This is a genomic window from Aldersonia sp. NBC_00410, from assembly GCF_026342035.1.
GTDB lineage: Bacteria > Actinomycetota > Actinomycetes > Mycobacteriales > Mycobacteriaceae > Aldersonia.
In genome coordinates, this window is record NZ_JAPENM010000003.1 from 1 (window position 1) to 16,811 (window position 16,811).

13 protein-coding genes and 1 riboswitch are annotated in these 16,811 nt (G+C 68.2%); of the genes, 6 read left to right on the top strand and 7 right to left on the bottom strand.

Annotated features, from left to right (window positions below; all coding sequences use genetic code 11):
- The 3 genes from OG921_RS07005 to OG921_RS07015 form a co-directional block, all read left to right on the top strand.
- Positions 1 to 716 (top strand): hypothetical protein (locus tag OG921_RS07005; RefSeq protein ID WP_266111668.1); only part of this gene is annotated, 716 nt, incomplete at its 5' end.
- 61 nt (positions 717 to 777) lie between these two features.
- The gene (locus OG921_RS07010) at positions 778 to 1,170 is read left to right on the top strand and encodes a hypothetical protein (protein WP_266111669.1); all 393 of its coding nucleotides are present in this window, start codon (positions 778 to 780) and stop codon (positions 1,168 to 1,170) included.
- A 115-nt stretch (positions 1,171 to 1,285) separates the two neighbouring features.
- Positions 1,286 to 1,822 carry an RNA polymerase sigma factor gene (locus tag OG921_RS07015; RefSeq protein ID WP_266111670.1) on the top strand — a complete coding sequence of 179 codons (537 nt, stop codon included), beginning with the start codon at positions 1,286 to 1,288 and terminating at the stop codon, positions 1,820 to 1,822.
- 1 nt (position 1,823) lies between these two features.
- Here the strand turns inward: OG921_RS07015 and OG921_RS07020 are convergent, their stop codons facing one another.
- Together OG921_RS07020 and OG921_RS07025 are read right to left on the bottom strand one after the other, a co-directional pair.
- Positions 1,824 to 3,146: a cytochrome P450 gene (locus OG921_RS07020; protein ID WP_266112260.1), complete on the bottom strand. Its 1,323-nt coding sequence runs from the start codon at positions 3,144 to 3,146 to the stop codon at positions 1,824 to 1,826.
- Between the two features lie 28 nt (positions 3,147 to 3,174).
- Positions 3,175 to 4,308, bottom strand: coding sequence for a trans-acting enoyl reductase family protein (locus tag OG921_RS07025; RefSeq protein ID WP_266111671.1), 1,134 nt, complete (start codon positions 4,306 to 4,308; stop codon positions 3,175 to 3,177).
- A gap of 188 nt (positions 4,309 to 4,496) precedes the next feature.
- Here OG921_RS07025 and OG921_RS07030 point away from each other — a divergent pair, with 188 nt between their 5' ends.
- The gene (locus OG921_RS07030) at positions 4,497 to 5,138 is read left to right on the top strand and encodes an endonuclease (RefSeq protein WP_266111672.1); all 642 of its coding nucleotides are present in this window, start codon (positions 4,497 to 4,499) and stop codon (positions 5,136 to 5,138) included.
- Here the strand turns inward: OG921_RS07030 and OG921_RS07035 are convergent.
- Positions 5,135 to 5,839 (bottom strand): HAD family hydrolase, encoded by a 705-nt coding sequence (locus OG921_RS07035; protein ID WP_266111673.1) that lies wholly within the window; start codon positions 5,837 to 5,839, stop codon positions 5,135 to 5,137. The genes OG921_RS07030 and OG921_RS07035 overlap by 4 nt on opposite strands.
- Before the next feature lie 106 nt (positions 5,840 to 5,945).
- On the opposite strand from OG921_RS07035, the gene OG921_RS07040 reads away from it, so the two are divergent.
- Positions 5,946 to 6,941 carry an LLM class F420-dependent oxidoreductase gene (locus OG921_RS07040; protein ID WP_266111674.1) on the top strand — a complete coding sequence of 332 codons (996 nt, stop codon included), beginning with the start codon at positions 5,946 to 5,948 and terminating at the stop codon, positions 6,939 to 6,941.
- A gap of 8 nt (positions 6,942 to 6,949) precedes the next feature.
- Here OG921_RS07040 and OG921_RS07045 read toward each other — a convergent pair whose 3' ends face one another.
- The 4 genes from OG921_RS07045 to OG921_RS07060 all read right to left on the bottom strand — a co-directional run bounded on the left by OG921_RS07045 (position 6,950) and on the right by OG921_RS07060 (position 14,920).
- Positions 6,950 to 7,519 (bottom strand): HdeD family acid-resistance protein, encoded by a 570-nt coding sequence (locus OG921_RS07045; protein WP_266111675.1) that lies wholly within the window; start codon positions 7,517 to 7,519, stop codon positions 6,950 to 6,952.
- 272 nt (positions 7,520 to 7,791) lie between these two features.
- Positions 7,792 to 13,305, bottom strand: a complete 5,514-nt coding sequence (locus tag OG921_RS07050; protein ID WP_266111676.1) for a biotin carboxylase N-terminal domain-containing protein — start codon at positions 13,303 to 13,305, stop codon at positions 7,792 to 7,794.
- Between the two features lie 557 nt (positions 13,306 to 13,862).
- Complete coding sequence (locus OG921_RS07055) at positions 13,863 to 14,258, bottom strand: RNA-binding S4 domain-containing protein (protein ID WP_266111677.1); 396 nt, start codon at positions 14,256 to 14,258, stop codon at positions 13,863 to 13,865.
- A gap of 26 nt (positions 14,259 to 14,284) precedes the next feature.
- Positions 14,285 to 14,920, bottom strand: a complete 636-nt coding sequence (locus OG921_RS07060; protein ID WP_266111678.1) for a C40 family peptidase — start codon at positions 14,918 to 14,920, stop codon at positions 14,285 to 14,287.
- A gap of 13 nt (positions 14,921 to 14,933) precedes the next feature.
- Positions 14,934 to 15,090, bottom strand: a riboswitch (cyclic di-AMP (ydaO/yuaA leader).
- Between the two features lie 179 nt (positions 15,091 to 15,269).
- Between OG921_RS07060 and OG921_RS07065 the strand changes: the two genes are divergently transcribed.
- On the top strand, positions 15,270 to 16,787 hold the full coding sequence (locus OG921_RS07065) for a DUF4185 domain-containing protein (protein WP_266111679.1): 1,518 nt from the start codon (positions 15,270 to 15,272) through the stop codon (positions 16,785 to 16,787).
- Positions 16,788 to 16,811: the final 24 nt, after the last annotated feature.

The following is a 16,811-nucleotide window of genomic DNA, read 5'->3' on the forward strand; positions in this document are numbered from 1 at the left end:
TCGTGGCGCGTGGCGCACTCACCGAGGCAGGCACCGAGCCGACGTCGGACGGCATGCCCGCCGGATCCGTTGCGTCGAGCGTGCCCACCGCGACACCGGCGCCCGCCGGGCGGCGCGGCAAGTCGCGTAAGCCGATCGCCATCGCGATCGCCGCGGTGGCGGCGATCGCAGTCCTCGGCGGCGCGGGCGTCGCGGCGTGGAGCCTGGCCGGGGACGACGGCGCCTCGACCGAACCCCAGATTGCCGCCGCCGGCGGCGCGGAACCCGCTGCCGAGTCGGTGAGTGCCGCGGCAAGCGATGGTGTCGGGCGAGATGCGGCCGCGGTCGATGCCGTGCTCCCGGCGCCATTGGTGGACTCGGCCACCGACTGCCGCAGCAACGGATACACCCCGGAAGGCGCCTACAAGCAGTTCTGCAGTATCGACCGGGCATCGGTGGTCGGTCGGGCGTTGAGCAGGGATCCGAAGCAGATGGAGGAATCGTTCTCCTCGATGGTCAGCAAGAAGGACGCGACCCAGCAGCTGCGGCATTGGCGAAAGTTCGAGCAGCCGGCCAGGGTCAAGGAATCGGCGGACGGCAAGAGTGCCGCGGTGGTGAGCGATACCGGGTACACCACCTACGTCAACACCGAGACCGGTTTGATCGTCAATTTCAGCTCGATCAGCGGCACGGGGGCAGGCAAGACCTTCCTGCAAGCAGCAGGATTGCCGAACTGATGTGGGGACCGAATCGACCACAACGGTCGGCGACGCGGCACACTGGGGAGGTGAGGACGCGATGACACCCGAGAGTGACGACGTCTCCCTGTGGGAACAGCTGGGCATCGACGTGGGCGCGGTAGTCGAGCCGCTGCCCGACGACACCTTCGCGCGCATGCTCGAAATCGCCGTGGACCCGGCGACCCCCGAGGCCGATCCCGATCTCGTACCCGGGCCGGACGCGGAACTGGACGTGGACGACCTGGATCTCGACCCGGTCGACCCGGGCGTCGTGCACGGGCACCCGGCGCACGATGCCGGGACGCATGCCGGCGATGGCGATCACCCCGATCTGGGTGGCGCGCACGGCCACGACTGGCCGGACGACACGCACCACGGGGACCCGTCGTTCGAGCATCCGCACGATGCCGGCCCGGACGATACCTTCGACGCGGGCCATCACGACTACTGATGGCGCTCACGCGATCCGGCCTCCCACCCCGACCCGGCATCGATAGCCGGTGCCCTTTACGATCGCGGGACCGGCAGCGGATCGGCGCCGGCCGGACGTGGCGGGGGGAGCGACGGTGAGCGAGGCAGAACTGCTTGCGCGATGCCGTGCCGGCGACAACGGCGCGTTCGCCGAGCTGATCGCGCCGCAGCGTGAGCGGGCATGGAATGTCGCCCTGCGGATCACCGGGAATCGGCACGACGCCGAGGACGCGTTGCAGAACGCCCTGATCGCAGCGTGGCAGGGCATCGACAAGTTCGGCGGGCAAGCCCGGTTCGGCACCTGGTTCTACCGCGTCGTGTCCAACGCCGCGCTGCAGATCCATCGTCGGCGTGCCTCGGGGGTAACGACCGACTTCGTCGATCCGGCCGACCTACACGACTTCAGCAGTCAGGCCACGCCCTCGGTCGCCGACCGAGTTGTCGATGCGGACGCCGTGCGCCGCGCCCTCGCCGCCCTGCCCGACGATTTCCGCGAGGCGATCGTGCTGCGCGAGTTCGCCGACATGAGCTACGCCGAGATCGCCGAGCACCAGCAGATCGGTGTGCAGACCGTGAAGAGCCGGATCAACCGCGCGCGGACGCAGCTCGTGGCGATGCTGCAACCGGCCTGAGCTACCCGGTAGTTCGAGCCGCCGGCCGACCGAGCGTCACCGGGAGCGACGTCCAGCCGCGCAGCACCCGGGTTGGCCGCCGCTCGCCCGCCCCGGCAGAACCGATCTCTGGGAAGCGCTCGAACAGTGTCCGTAGTCCCACTTCGCCTTCCGAGCGGGCCAGCGCCGCACCGAGGCAGAAGTGCCGTCCGCCCGAAAACGACAGATGCTTGTTCGCATTCGGTCGCGTGACATCGAACCGATGCGGATCGGCGAAGACCGCCGGATCCCGGTTCGCCGCAGCCAGATACGCCACGATCGCCTGACCCCGGCGGACCGGCTTGCCGGCAATGTCGGTCTGTACCCGGGCCACTCGGGCGCTCAACTGGACCGGCGAGTCGTAACGCAGGATCTCCTCGACGGCGTTCGGCCACAGCTCGGGGCGCTGCCGCAGGATGGTGAGCTGATCGGGGTGGTCGAGCAGCAGACGGATACCATTGCCGAGCAGGTTCACCGTCGTCTCGAATCCCGCGGCCAGCACCAGCCCGGCCGTCGCCTCCAGCTCGAGGTCGGTCAGGTACTGGCCGTCCTGTGAGGTGCGGATCAGCCGGCTCATCAGATCGTCGCCGTTGCCCCGGCGCAGTTCCTGGATATGTGCGCGCAGCCAGACGCTGAACTCGGCCAGCCCCTGCTCGACCTGCAGGTACTCCTGCCAACGCAGCCCGATGTCGAGGCAGGGGGCGGCCAGCTCGCCGAGTTCGAGCACCTTGGGGCGATCGGCATCCTGTACCCCGAGGATCTCGCTGATGATCGCGACCGGCAGTTGCGCGCAGTACTCGCGCACGATATCGATTGTGCCGCCGGGTCCGCCGTCGGCCCGGGTTTCGAGCCCGTCGAGCAATGCCTCGGCAGTCTCGCGCACCCGTTCCTGCAGGGTGGTCACCGCACGACGGGTGAACACCGCCGACACCGTCTTGCGGTAGCGGGTGTGGTCGGGTGGCTCGACCGCGAGCAGCGACGGCGGGCGCAATGGGTGCAGCCGCGCGTCGCGGGTGCGTTGTTCAAGGCGCCGCAACGGTTTCGGCAGCCTGCCACCGAAGGTGATTACGGTGAAATCGTCCGAGCGCAGCACGTCGAACGCGGCGTCGTAGCCGACCGCGATGTAGCCGATCCGGCTGCGCACCACCGTGCCTCGGGTGCGTAGCTCCTCGTAGAACGCGACCGGGTCGGCCCGCACCTTCGGGTCGGCGAGCATCCGGGCCTGCGGTTCGCCGTGCCGCATGCCGATCGCCGAGGCGCCGCGGATCACGCCGTGCAGCGACAGCCAGTTCAGCCGGCGACGCAGCCTCGCGCGCCGGTTGTTCAGGAGTGGGCTAGTCGGCACGGTGCAATCCCACACTCGCGCAACCACGCTCGAGCTCGTCCAGTCCGAACGCCTCGACCGGGCCGACCGCACCGACATCCTTGGCCACGCCGCAGGCGAGTTGCTCGGCACCCCAGGCGAGGATCTTCGCGGTGAATCCGTAGACGCTCGGTCCGGTCAGGACCACGCGCGACAGTTCGGTGCCGTCCGGTGCGTAGGCGTGCGCGGTGACGAGGCAGCCCGAGGTGGCGTTGTGCTCCTCACTCGGTCCGCCGCCCGATCCGGGGAGTCGGGCGATCACGAGGTCGCGGACCCGGCTGCGAATGCCGGGGATACGCAACACTTCCTGGCCGACCCGTCCGAGCGCCCAGACCGCGGGTGTTGCGACGCCGGCCGCGCCGAGCCCGACACGTACCTCGCGCAGCCTCGGATATACCCGGGGCAGCGACAGGTGTTCGGTGGACGACACCGAGACGCTGGTCCGGGTGCGGCCGTCGGCCAGCCGGTGCCGAAGCAGGTCGTGGCCGACCGTCTCGGTGCGCAGTTCCCCACCCTTCCAGCTGAACCCGGGTTCGAGCATTGCCTGTGCCGCCGAGGTGATCGTGCCCCGGCTTACGGGAGGAGCGGAGCCTGCGAAGCGACCCAGCGGCCCCGCACGGCCGCGGGTGAAGTAGCCGACGATCACCGACGTCGCGTCCGGCCCGGCCTGCTCGAGCGCCAGTGCCGCGGCGAGATTACCTGGTACGTAATCGAATCCGAACGCCGTCAGCAGGGTGACCCCGGCCGCCCGCGCGCTCGGATCCCAATCCTCGAACACCCGGCGGATGAAGGCCTGCTCGCCGGTCGAGTCGAGGTAGTTGGCGCCGGCGGCGATCGCCGCTTCCACGGCCGGCGCGCCGAACCGGTGGAATGGGCCGACCGTCGAGAGCAGTACGTCACCGCGCCCGACCAGGGCACGCACTGAATCCGGATCGGCGGCATCCGCGGTGGCGGTCGGTAGGCCGCCGAGTTCGTCGGCGAGCTGACGCACCGCAAACGTATTGCGTCCGGCCAGCACGGGCGTATGACCGCGGGCGACCAGTTCGGTGGCGGTCAGCCGGCCGGTGTACCCGGTTGCTCCGTACAGCACGATGCGTTCGGCCATTGGCGATATCCCCTCCCGACGGATCTGCAACGGCGGATTCGGCCGTGTCACAGCCAGGATATGCTCGGCGCTCAGCTGCGAGTTGGCAGAGCGGCCCGGATGTCCACCCGGCTGTTGGCCGAGCACGGCTATCCGAACGTCTCGATGATCCAGTCGTAGCCACTCGACCGAGTGGGCACCCCACGGCCATGGCCACCACAAAGCACAACAGCCGCCTCGCCACGGCCCTACTGGACAAGGCGGGCACGACCTACGCCGACGAGGCCGGGATCACCTTGAAGAACACCCCGGCGCCGCTGTTCCAGCTGCTCGTCCTCGCGTTGCTGCTCAGCGCGCGGATTTCGGCCGACATCGCGGTTGCCGCCGCGCGCGAGCTGTTCGCGGCAGGGTTCACGACCCCGGCCAAGATGGCGAACGCCCCGCGCAGCGACGTTATCGCCGCGCTCGGCCGCGCCCACTATGTGCGGTACGACGAGAGCACCGCGACCAGTCTGCGCGAGACGGGGGAACTGCTCGAAGAACGCTACGACGGTGATCTGCGCAAGCTTGCCGGCGACGATCCCGACGTCGCCGATGTCCGGCGAAAGATGCAGGAATTCAAGGGGATCGGGCGCGTCGGAGCCGACATCTTCCTGCGCGAGGTTCAGGACGCGTGGACCTGGGCACGCCCGTACTTCGACAAGAAGGCAACGGAGTCGGCGGGACGCCTCGGTCTGCCCACGGATCCGGAGCGGCTCGGCGAGGTCGCCGGGCAGCGGGCGGCCAGTCTGGCCGCCGCGCTGGTGCGGGTATCGCTCGACAAGGAACTGCGTGCCGAGTTCGTCGACTAATGAGCCGCCCCGGCAGGAAGCTGCCGCGCCAGTGCTCCGATCGGGCTGTCGTCGAGGTTGGCCAGCAGGTCGCCCGGGCCGTCGTACACCGCGCTCGCGCCGGCTTCCTCCAGCTCGGCCCGGCTGACCCCGCCGGAGCGGACCGCGACGAACGGCACATGGGCACTCGTCGATGCCTGGCCATCCCACACCGTGTCACCGACGAACACCGCTTGGTCGGCAGTGACGCCGGCGCGCTCCAACGCGACCTGCACGATGTCGGGCTTCGGCTTCGCCGTATCCACGTCCTCGCTCGAGGTCACGGTGGAGACGATCTCGTCGACTCCGAGGATCTTGCGCAGCAGCGCGAGTTCGTCCTCCGGTGCCGACGTCGCGAGCACCACCTGTAGGCCCAGGTCGGCGATGCCGGCGAGGAGTTCCCGGGTACCACCCAGGACGGTCAGCAGCTCGCTCGACTCCTGGTAGTACTTGCTGTGCAGGTCCTTGGCACGTTCGGCCACGTCGGGATCGGGATCGCCGAGCAGCCGGTCCACCAGTAGCGAGCCGTCCATTCCGATCGATCGATGAATGCGCCAGCTGTCGACCGGTGAATCCACTTCCCGGAAGGCACGGGCCCAGGTGTGGACGTGCACGTAGTTCGAGTCCACCAGCGTGCCGTCGATATCGAACAGGACGGCAGGGCGGGGCGTGTCATCCGGCATGGGGCGGGTGTACCCCGCGACGGAGGCGAATACACCCGGAGTAGCCCGCGTCACGCCGGGTACCCGGGGTGCGGAAACACGAGCAAGACGATGGAGGGAGATCGTGATGACGCGATTCGGCTACACGATGATGACCGAGCAAAGCGGACCGAAGGAACTGGTCCGCTACGCCGTCGAGGCCGAAGCGGCCGGGTTCGACTTCACCGTTTCCAGCGATCACTACTCCCCGTGGCTGACCGCGCAGGGGCACGCGCCGTACGCCTGGTCGGTCCTCGGTGCCGTCGCGCATGCCACCGAAAGCATCGAACTGATGACGTATGTCACCTGCCCGACCATGCGCTATCACCCGGCGGTGGTTGCGCAGAAGGCGGCGACGATGCAGATCCTCGCCGATGGTCGGTTCACCCTTGGCCTCGGCAGCGGGGAGTCGCTCAACGAGCATGTCGTCGGCCGGGGTTGGCCGTCGGTGCGCGTCCGCCAGGACATGCTGGAGGAAGCAATCCAGCTGATCCGGCTGTTGCACGAAGGCGAGTTGGTCGACTGGCAAGGCAAGCACTTCCAGGTCGACTCGGCCCGCATTTGGGACCTGCCCGAGCAGCCGGTGCCGATCGCGGTGGCGATCTCGGGAACCGAGGCCGCACAGCGCTTCGCGGGCGTGGCCGATCACGTCGTTGCTGTGGAGCCCGACGGTGACCTCGTGGCGGCTTGGCGCAAGCGGCGCCGCGACGTGACCGGAACGCCGGGTGGTTCGCGGGCGATCGGTCAGGTGCCGATCTCCTGGGACCCGGACCGCGACCAGGCGATCGAGCGGGCGCACGAGCAGTTCCGCTGGTTCGGTGGCGGCTGGCCGGTGAACGCCGATCTGCCGACTCCGGCGGGCTTCTCGGCCGCGACCCAGTACATCCGTGCCGAAGACGTTGCCGAGAACATCGCGTGCGGACCGGATCTCGACGCGATCGTCGAGTCGATCCGGCCTTTCCACGAGGCGGGGTTCACCGATGTCGCCCTGGTGCAGATCGGTGACGAGGCCCAGGAGGCGTTCTTCAAAGAGGCGGCCGGACCGCTGCTCGACAAGCTGCGGGCCGCATACGCGGAGGACTGAGCGCGCCGCTAGACCGCACCCGCATCCTCGAGCGCGCTGCGAAGCTGGAATCCCGCGGCAATGAGCAGGATTCCGAAGAACACTGCCCACGCGCCGAGCAGGTACACGAAGATCTTGACGCTGAAGTCCGGATGCACCAGCAGGACGATGCCGAAGATGATCGCCAGGATGCTCGCGGCCACCTGGAGGAACCAGGCCGGGCCGGGCGACTTGCGGGTGGCGATCGCGGCGGCGAGGCCGATGATGCCGAACAGCAGCGCGTAGAACGCGACCACGTAGACCATCGCCAGCACGGTGATGTCCGGCCACACCAGGCACACGACGCCCGCGCCGACGGCGACGATGCCGAGTAGCAGCGACCAGCCCCATTCGCCCGCCCGATCACCGCGCAGCACGTGCACCAACGCGACGATGCCGTCGATGATGGCGTAGAGACCGAACACCACCACGATCGCCCAGACGGTGATATCCGGCCACACCAGTGCGATCACACCGAAGATGATGCCGAGCACACCGCGCACCACCAGAATCCACCACACGTTCTTGTTGAACTCGATTACTTCGTCGTAGGTCGTCATCGCGACTCCTCTGCGTTTTTGGGGCGCTCCGCAGGCTCCGCGCCCCGTTTTTGGGGTGCTCCGCAGGCTCCGCGCCTGTGGCCTGCGGCTCGCCCGGCTCTCCAACGTGCGGTGGCAATTCCGGGTCGGACACCCCGAATTATGCACCGCAAACGCCGAAATGGGCGTGATTAACGATCGCCGCGATCCTGGAGTTACCGACCGGAAACGAACCGCACCCGATCCGGCAAACGTGACGTTGCCGGATCGGGTGCGGTATCTGGGTGCTTGCCTCAGTCCTTTGCGAGGGCGCGGGCCATGCCGCGTTCCACCGCGGCCGCGATCTGCGGTCGGAGCTCCGCCGCGGGCACGATCGAGTGCACCGATCCGACCTCACGTGCGCGCTCGATGTTGTGGATGGCCTCGAATTCCCCGGCGACCTCGCCCAGCTTGTCCGAGCGCACCGCGGTTCGCTTGGTGGCGAGCTCGATTCGCAGATCCGAGCGGCGGGCCTCGTCGTCGGTGGCGGCGAGCTCGGCCTCGAGCGCCTTTACCTCGGGGTCGGCCGCGGTGCGCGCGTTCACCTCGCGGGTGAAAACCACTGCCGCGGCGGGGGCGCCACCGATCACGGAGGCGAACGAGCCCTCGACGGCGAGGACCTCCATATTGTCGTGCAGCGCTCCGGAGAACACCACGAACGCGCCACCGTGGTAGCGGGAGATCACGCAGAACACGATCGGACCGTCGAAATTGACGATGGCACGACCGATCTCCGCGCCGTATTCGAGCTGGATGTTGCGCAGCGATTCGGGCGATCCGTCGAATCCGGACAGGTTGGCCAACACCACGACCGGACGGTTTCCGCTCGCGGCGTTGATCGCCCGTGCGGTCTTCTTCGACGACTGCGGGAACAGCGTGCCCGAGGTCCAGGCATCCGGTCCGTCCGCCGGTGTCCAGCCCTTGCGCGACACCGAGCGCGACTCGATGCCGATCACGCTGATCGGGTTGCCGGCCAGGTGTGCGTCGAACACCACGGAGGTCTCGGCGCCGACCATGTCGGCCCAGCGCTCCAGCACGGCATGGTCCTGATCGACCACCGAGCGCATCACCGTGCGGATATCGAACGGCTTCTTGCGCTCGCCGTTGCGCTCCTTGGAGAAGATGTCGCCGACCGTGGTGAAGTCGCTGGCCGGATGCACGTGCGGGTAGCTGCACACGTCGCGATCGACCGGGTCGACCGATGTCGCAACACGCGGGAACCGTTCGCCCGGAGCCACATACGCGTGGTCGTAGTGCGCGAACAGCACCTCGCAGGCCGCGGTCAGGTTCGGCGCCCAGTACTGCGCCTGCCCGTTCGGCCCCATGACGCGGTCGTAACCGCCGATGCCGTAGTTGTCTTCCGCCGAGACGCCACCGGAGTAGTCCAGCGACTGCTTGCCGGTGAGCACCATTGCGCTGTCCGGCGTCATCACCAGAATGCCCTTGGTGTGCTGCAGCATCGTGGCTTCCGCGTTCCAGTACGGCTGTGCGCCAACGTTGATCCCGGCGACCACGATGTTGATTTCGCCGCCGGCCTGGGTGAACGTGATGATCCGGCGCAACGCCCGCGACACCCAGTCCATGTTCTCGGTGCCGCTGTTCATCGCGATCGTGGCACCCGAGGACAGTGCGAACCACTCGACCGGTGCACCGAGCCGCTCGGCCAGATCGATACCGGCGACGACGCGCGAGCACTCCGCCTCGGCGACCGTGCCGAGTGCGCGGGTCGGATCACCGAACAGGGCAACCCGGGTCATGCCCTCCGGGTAGCGCTCGGTCGGGGTGGTCACGACACCGGCGATGATGCCTGCCTTGTTGCGGCCGTACGGACGGTCGACCGGGACGAACGCCCCGGACTTGTCGAAGTCGTACTCGGTGAACGAGCCCTGCGGGCCGGCCAGGAGCGGCACCAGCTCGTAGGGGTACACGGTGCCGCGAGCGCGGGAGCGCTGCACCTTCTGCGTGTACTCGTCGAGCGGACGCATCGGCTCGGTGGGTGGTTCGGTCGCCCGGACCACGACACCGGCGCCGGACCGGTAGGAGAAGCGCACCGCGAGATCCTTCGGCGCCGCCTCGGCCGATTCGCGGACGCGGCACATGAAGGTGACTTCCTCGATACCCGCGCCGGCCGTAAGCGGCGCGAAACGCCGTGCAATCGAACCGAATTGGTCGACCGGAATGTCGAGCACCGGCCAGACGTAGAGCACGACGCGGTTGTTGTCGAGCCGCTTGTTGCCACGCTTGGCCTGCTCGCGCCGAATGCCGTCCATGCTGGAGGCGACCGCGCGTTCGATACCGGGCATGGTGACGATCTCGCCGTTGTCGTCGAGCTGCACCGAAACGTCCCGAATCTCGGCCATCGCGATCAGCCGCTCGTCGGTCGAGTTCTCTTTGGCCACAACGTGATACAGGTAGGTATCGGCCGGACCGGAGAGTCGGGTGCCGTCGAAGTTCTTCAGCCGCCACAGATTCAGCCGCTGACCGGTGAGCGGGTGCATATCGCGGACGATCTGGTCCTCGGCCAGCCCCGCAGCGCCGCCGGGAACCGGACGGAAGGTGATGTGCCGCAGGTCGGCTTCGTCGCGGCCGAGCACGGTCACGGTGGTCCGCCGCCAGCCCTCGGCCGCCGCATGGCCGGCGAGCACGCGCTGCAACGTCGCGACGAGGTCGTCCCGATCGGTCGGCGCGTCCGGCCAGCGCAGGTAGATGTCGACGACCTGGTTCGCCGCCGACGGGCCGGACAGCTCGTCGAGTTGGTTCAGCGTGCCCACGAGGCCGTCCCGGTCGGTGACCGTGGACGCGAGCGAGATCTGCTCACCCGCCAGGATGAACGTGCCGGTGACGAAATGCGTGCCGTCGCGGTCGAATGCCTTGACGTCCTCGAGCGTGCGGATGCGGTAGTACTGCCGGGTGATCGCCTCCAGCAACGGCGCCGGATCCGCGTTCCACTCGACGAGCATCCCGGCGAGCGGCTCGGCGGTCTCGACGATCCGCTCGATTCGCTCGGCGTAGTCCGGTGTCGACGGGCGCTCGACGAGGTACTGCAGGCTGCCCCGCACGCCGTCGTAGGCCTGGCGGCGGCTGCGCCGGATCGCCGGCTCGTCGAAGTAGCGGAAGCGCAGATTCCGGGCGACGTCGCCGATCACCGGGAAGCGAATCTGGGTGGCGATGATGACCCGGTCGAGCACTTCGCTCAGCGTGGCGGGCGGCTCGGCTTCGGCAGGGAGGTCCGACAGTGCCCGTTCGAGCAGACCGGCGATGACCGGAACTTGGTTGTCGATGCGCTGCAGCGCGAGGAAGAGTCGATAGACCGCTTCGTCGAGTTCGGCGGTACGGGTGAGCTCGGCGACGTCGTAGTGCCGCAGCGCATGCGCGAGCCGGGACCGGAACGAATCGGGCAGCTTCTCCACGTCTGCGTCGAGCGAGAGCAGATAGGAGTGGAAATACTCGCGCGGGCTGTGCACGGACTCGGCGGCATCGTCGGCAGTGGTCGGCCGGTTCCGGGACAGCTCGCACACGTCGGCGAACGTGGTCAGCAGCGCGAGTTCGGCCGTGATCAGTTCGGCGTCGTTGCGGGGCAGCTCGGTCCGCAGCTGCTCGTACTCGGCGAGCAGCTCGCGAGCCCGTTCGGCGCTGACGTCGAAGCCGGTGATGAGCGCGGTCAGGGCGTCGAGCTTGGCCAATGCCTCGCAGCGGGCATTGCCTGCCGCGGCGCGGGTGTGGTTGAACTCCACGCGTCGTGCCGGGGCGGTGGCCTCGTCGGCGAGGTTCATGTCGAAGCCGAGCTTGCGCCGGGTCGGTTCGGCCTTGTCCACGCGCAGCAGCGCGGCACCGGCGTCGACCTGCGAGTTGACGATGGCGTTGACCTCACGGACACGTCCGGCATACGGCGCGCGGACCGCGGTCTCCATCTTCATGCTCTCCAGCACGACCAGCGTCGCGCCGGCCTCGACGGTGTCACCGACCGCGACCGGAACCGCAACGACGACCGCGGGCGCGGGTGCCCGAACCAGGCCGGCCTCGTCCTGGCTGATCTGGTGCGAAACGCCGTCCACCTCGACGAGGTAGTGCGTCGGTCCGGCGATCGAGACCACCTGATGCGGGTGGTCACCGATGGTGAGCCGGCTTTCGTACTCGCCGAGTGCGTCGCGGCTGACCTCGAACTCGGTGGTGTCGGTCTCCACCCGGTAGCGGTGTGGGCCGATCTGGCCGACGACGAACTTGTAGCTCTGGCCGAGGTAGCTCAGCTCGACCTTGCGGCCGATGGTGTGGCTGGCCCGAGGACGCCCGCCGCGGGCCGAGGACAGGAAGGCCGCCCGCTCGTGCGCCTCTTCGCCGTCGTAGACCTGGATCGCGCCGGCGATGAGCGCGACGTCGGCGACTGCGGTCGGGCCCTTCGTCGTGCCCGCGCCGGTGCGGTCGAGCCAGCCGGTATCGGCGGACCCGGAGATGACCTCGTCACGATCGAGCAGGTTGAGCAGGAAGGACTTGGTGGTGGTGCCGCCGTCGAGCACGACGGTCGTATCGCGCAGTGCGCGGCGCAACCGGCCGAGCGCCTCGGAGCGATCGCGGCCCCAGGCGATGACCTTGGCGACCATCGAGTCGTAGTCCGGCGGGATAACGTCGCCGTCGGCGATTCCGGTGTCGACCCGGACGCCGGAGCCGAGTGGGAAGCGCAGCAATTGCACCGAGCCGGGGGCGGGTGCGAAACCGTTGTCGGCGTCCTCGGCGTTGAGCCTGGCCTCGATCGCGTGGCCCCATTCGCCGGGGCAGTCTCCGACCAGTTTCTCGCCGTTGGCGACGAGGATCTGCAGCTTCACGAGGTCGAGACCGGTGGTCACCTCGGTGATCGGGTGCTCGACCTGCAGCCGGGTGTTGACCTCGAGGAAGGTGAAGAGCTTCTGCTCGGGCTGGTAGAGGAATTCGACGGTGGCCGCACCGCAGTAGCCGGCCGCGCGGACGAGGTCGCTGGAGACCTGGCGCAGCTGGTCGGCCTGCTCCTTGGTCATCACCGGCGACGCCGATTCCTCGATGACCTTCTGGTTCTTGCGCTGAATCGAGCAGTCGCGCACACCGGGCGCCCACACGTTGCCGTGCGAGTCCGCGATGCACTGCACCTCGACGTGGCGGGCATCGGTGACCAGACGCTCGATGAAGACGACCGGGTCGCCGAACGAGCGCTGCGCCTCGCCCTGAGTGCGTTCGAGTGCAAGCTCGAGCTCGTCCTCGACGAAGACCTTGCGAATGCCGCGTCCGCCGCCGCCGCTGCGGGCCTTGATGATGAGCGGGTAACCGATCGCCTGGGCATGCCTACGGGCGTCGGCGCGGGTGGACACCGGGCCGCCGGACCATGGGGCGACCGGCACACCGACCTTTTCCGCGAGCAGCTTCGCTTCGACCTTGTCGCCGAGCAACTGCATCGCGTCGGCGGAGGGGCCGATAAAGGTGATGCCGAGCCGCGCGCACAGCTTGGCGAAGGAGGGATCCTCGGCGACGAAGCCCCAGCCGACCCACACCGCGTCGGCCTTGGCCTCGACGAGCGCCCGTTCGAGTTCGGCGTGGTCGAGGTAGGGCGAGGCCGCCGCCGTGGTCTTCCGCAGCAGAACGCCCTCGTCGGCCTGGCGCACGAACATGGCGCGCCGTTCGGCCTCGGTGTGCAGGGCGATCGTGCGAATTCCGTAGTCGTATTCGGCGTTGAGTTCCCGCACGGCCTTGATCAGGCGGACCGCCGCCTCACCACGGTTGACTATCGCAATCCGTTCGAACATGTATCTGCCTGCCGTTCTGTTCGCGCGGGGGCTCCGGCCGTGTCGGCACACGAGCCCCAGCTACTTGTCGTACTTTTCTGGCACACGCCGCCGGCATTGTCCAGGTTCGGCCCACGACAGCCGCCAACGGAGGCGGGTCGGGGGGTGTCGAGCCGAGCGGCCCGCCAACATGCGCCGGTGCTTGCTGCCGGTGTGAGTCACGCGCAACGCCATCGCCGGCGTGACTCGTCGCACCCAGGATGCAGCATTCTTCCGCCGCTGTCACGCTGGTCGATCGCCCCAGAACGGCTTCTCACCAGCGGAAACTCAATACTACTGAGGCGTACTTCGTTGTCCTGCTTGATGATCCGCGGAATCACCGGGGGTGTGACCAAGTCGGAACATTGCTCGCGCTATGGTGGCGTACTCGCGAGTAGGGTTGTGCCGGTTGAGGTTTCCCCGCCGGTAGCTTGCGTGATGGCGGTGTTGCGCCAACACCGTTGGCTACTCGCCGGTACCGTTCGGCGCGATGTGGGATATCCCCCAATTTCACTGTGAACCAGGTCATAGGCGCTGGATCAGGGCCGACCGAGCAGCCGATCGATCTCGCGGCGGTCGCGTTTGGTCGGTCGCCCGGCCCCCCGGTCGCGCCTGGGTAGGGCGGCCAGCACCTCGGGCGGGGGCGGCGGCGGACTCTTGTCGATCAGGCACTGCGCGGCAATCGGCGGGCCGACTCGCTTGTTGACGATCCGCTCGACCTCGACGATGCGCTCACGGCCACCTTCGCGGATGCGGACCTCGTCACCGCGGCGCAGTTGGTGAGCCGGTTTCACCGGGACTCCGTTGACTCGGACATGTCCCGCCCGGCAGGACGTGGCGGCCTGGGACCGGGTTTTGAAAAGCCGAACGGCCCACGTCCAAGCATCGACGCGGGCCGTTTCTGTTGTGTTCGGCGTGCCGTCTGCGGGGCTCACGATCGCAGACTAGCGCTGTGCTCGTTTCAGATGCGGCGCGCGGTGTACACCGAGTACTGGCTCAGCGGGGAGTACTTGACCGGCACGCCGGAGGTCGAGGCCTCCACGATCTGGCCGTCGCCGGCGTAGACCGCGGCGTGATTGCCGCCGTTGGTGATGACGACGTCGCCGGGGCGCAGCTCGTCGAGCGAAATCGGGCTACCGGCAGTGGCCTGCTCGAAACTCGTGCGGGGGAGGCTGACGCCGGCCTGCTTGTAGGCCCATTGGACGAGGCCGGAGCAGTCGAAGCTGTTCGGCCCGGTGGCACCCCACACGTACTGGGCGCCGACCTTGGTCTTCGCCGCTTCGAGCGCGCGCTCGCCGACGGTCTGCTGGACCGGCGGCGGGGTGTAGACCGGCGGCGCAAGCTGCGGGGGCGGTACGAACGCGGGCAGCTGCGGGAGCTCGGGGAGCTGCGGGAGCTGCACCTGCGGAAGCTGGACCTGCGGTAACTGAGGCAGGTCGGGGACCTGGATATCACCGAAGCCGGGCACGTTGAAGGTCGCGGCCATGGCGGGCGCGGCGGGAACGGCGACCGTTCCCGCGGTGACGGCACCGAGGACGATCGCGCCCCGTACCGGCGCACTCACTCGCGATTCGCGTTGCAGCCTGTGCTTCGCCACGAAAACGTACTCCGTTCTTCCGCTTGTCCGCCGACCGAGTTAGCTGACGGGTTCGGGCTGGGAAGGCAGCCCTACCCCTCGGCCGCGAGCGACCAAAGGGGATTCACCCCAACGAACCTGGATCCCCGGCTCGGCATCAACTTCGATTGCCGATTGGGCGGTACTTCGCGAGGCCGAATCGGGTGATCCGGCGTTGCCCCACAAAGTAACGGAAACATTACGGCTGGGAAGCCGCGTTGTCCAGTCGTGACCAAGCGTGTCCGACTGCCTCCGAGATACCCCATGTGGCCTGCGGCGCAGGGTGTTATCTTCCCGCAACGACCCCAGTTCTAGGTGCGAAGGAACGCAAATGGAGCGACCGCAGGTGACGCACCGCGTGGGCGCCATCGCAGGGGCGCTGGTGCTCGCCGCGGGCGCGGTGCTGATTGCCGGTCACGCAACGGCCGAACCGCCCGCTCCGGTGGTCGGTGTCGCGGCGCCGCCTTCGGCGGTCGGTGTCGCGGCGCCGCCTTCGGCGGTCGGTGCGGGGCCGTGCAGTAGCGACCCCTCGCCGACGCACGAGCCGCTCGTCGGCCGAACCCAGGAACTGTCCATCCCGGTCCCTGCGGTCACGGTCGTGCCATTCCCCGTCGCCGAGGCTCCGCCGACTCGCACCAGCACCGCGCTGCCCACCAACCCGTGCGACAGCCCGTGCCCGGACCTGACCGACCTGCCGACCGGCAACTCGTCGTCCTCGGACCTGAACATCCCGCAGTTCAGGCTCGGCTTCAAGCCCTTCTGGTTCGGCATCCCGATCCCGGGCGCGCCGCAGGACCAACCGCCGCCGCCCGCGCCCGCGCAGCCGGCAGTCGAGATCGCGCCGCGGCAACCGGCACCGCCGACGCCACGGATCGGCGCGGTCCGCGAAGTCGCCAAGCTGACCGGCGCCAATTCGACCAACCGCACCGACAAGCGCTGGCAGGTGAACGGCACCGACCTCGGCATCATGTGGGAGAGCGCGCCGGGGGAGATCGCCACTGCGTTCGGCGACACCGTCGGACGCGATTTTCACCCACCGGGCGGCTTCGGCGAGGATTGGCGAAGCAACGTGCTCGGCTTCAGCACAGATACGAACCTGTCCGACGGTATGACGCTGGACCGAATGGTGCAGGACACCCGTTGCCATGCAACCGAATTGCTCAGCAGTCGGAAGTTGGACAACGTGGAAATCACCACGATCCCGACCTCGGGCTTCGCAATCGGCGATCGGCAGTACATGAGTTACATGTCGATGCGGACCTGGAACAGCGTGCCGGGCACCAACTACACCAACTACGGCGGCATCGCCTACTCCGACGACCACGGCGAGACGTGGACGAAGGATCCGTATGCCAAGTGGGACAACATTTTCGGTCTGACCAACTTCCAGGTCACCGCGATGGTGCCGCACGGTGACTACGTCTACATGTTCGGCACGCCCAATACCCGGCTCGGTGATGTCGGGCTGGCCCGGGTGCCGGCCGCCGAGGTGCTGAACAAGACGGCATATCAATACTGGCAGAACGGAAACTGGACTCCGGTCGGTGGTGCCGCCGCGGCAACCCCGATCGTCAGCGGCCCGGCCGGTGAACTTTCCGTGCGCTACGACGCGCAGCGTGAGGTGTGGCAGATGTCGTACCTGGACACCGGGAAGGCCGCAATCACGCTGCGGGAAGCCAAGACTCCGCAGGGCGAGTGGTCCCAGGGCGCGCCGATGACCACGATCGCGGATTACCCGTTTCTCTATGGCGGATTCATCCACCCGTGGTCGCGGGACGGCGAGCTGTACTACACGGTCAGCACCTGGTCGGACTACAACGTCTATCTGATGCGGGCGGAGTTGAAGTAGGGCTTGGGCTGGTTGCACAGTCCT

What these genes read in the sequence shown, in the direction of transcription:
- OG921_RS07010 (WP_266111669.1), top strand. Translation starts at nt 778, where the DNA reads ATGACACCCGAGAGTGACGACGTCTCCCTGTGGGAACAGCTGGGCATC.
- OG921_RS07025 (WP_266111671.1), bottom strand. Translation starts at nt 4,308, where the DNA reads ATGGCCGAACGCATCGTGCTGTACGGAGCAACCGGGTACACCGGCCGG.
- OG921_RS07030 (WP_266111672.1), top strand. Translation starts at nt 4,497, where the DNA reads ATGGCCACCACAAAGCACAACAGCCGCCTCGCCACGGCCCTACTGGAC.
- OG921_RS07035 (WP_266111673.1), bottom strand. Translation starts at nt 5,839, where the DNA reads ATGCCGGATGACACGCCCCGCCCTGCCGTCCTGTTCGATATCGACGGC.
- OG921_RS07040 (WP_266111674.1), top strand. Translation starts at nt 5,946, where the DNA reads ATGACGCGATTCGGCTACACGATGATGACCGAGCAAAGCGGACCGAAG.
- OG921_RS07045 (WP_266111675.1), bottom strand. Translation starts at nt 7,519, where the DNA reads ATGACGACCTACGACGAAGTAATCGAGTTCAACAAGAACGTGTGGTGG.
- OG921_RS07050 (WP_266111676.1), bottom strand. Translation starts at nt 13,305, where the DNA reads ATGTTCGAACGGATTGCGATAGTCAACCGTGGTGAGGCGGCGGTCCGC.
- OG921_RS07065 (WP_266111679.1), top strand. Translation starts at nt 15,270, where the DNA reads ATGGAGCGACCGCAGGTGACGCACCGCGTGGGCGCCATCGCAGGGGCG.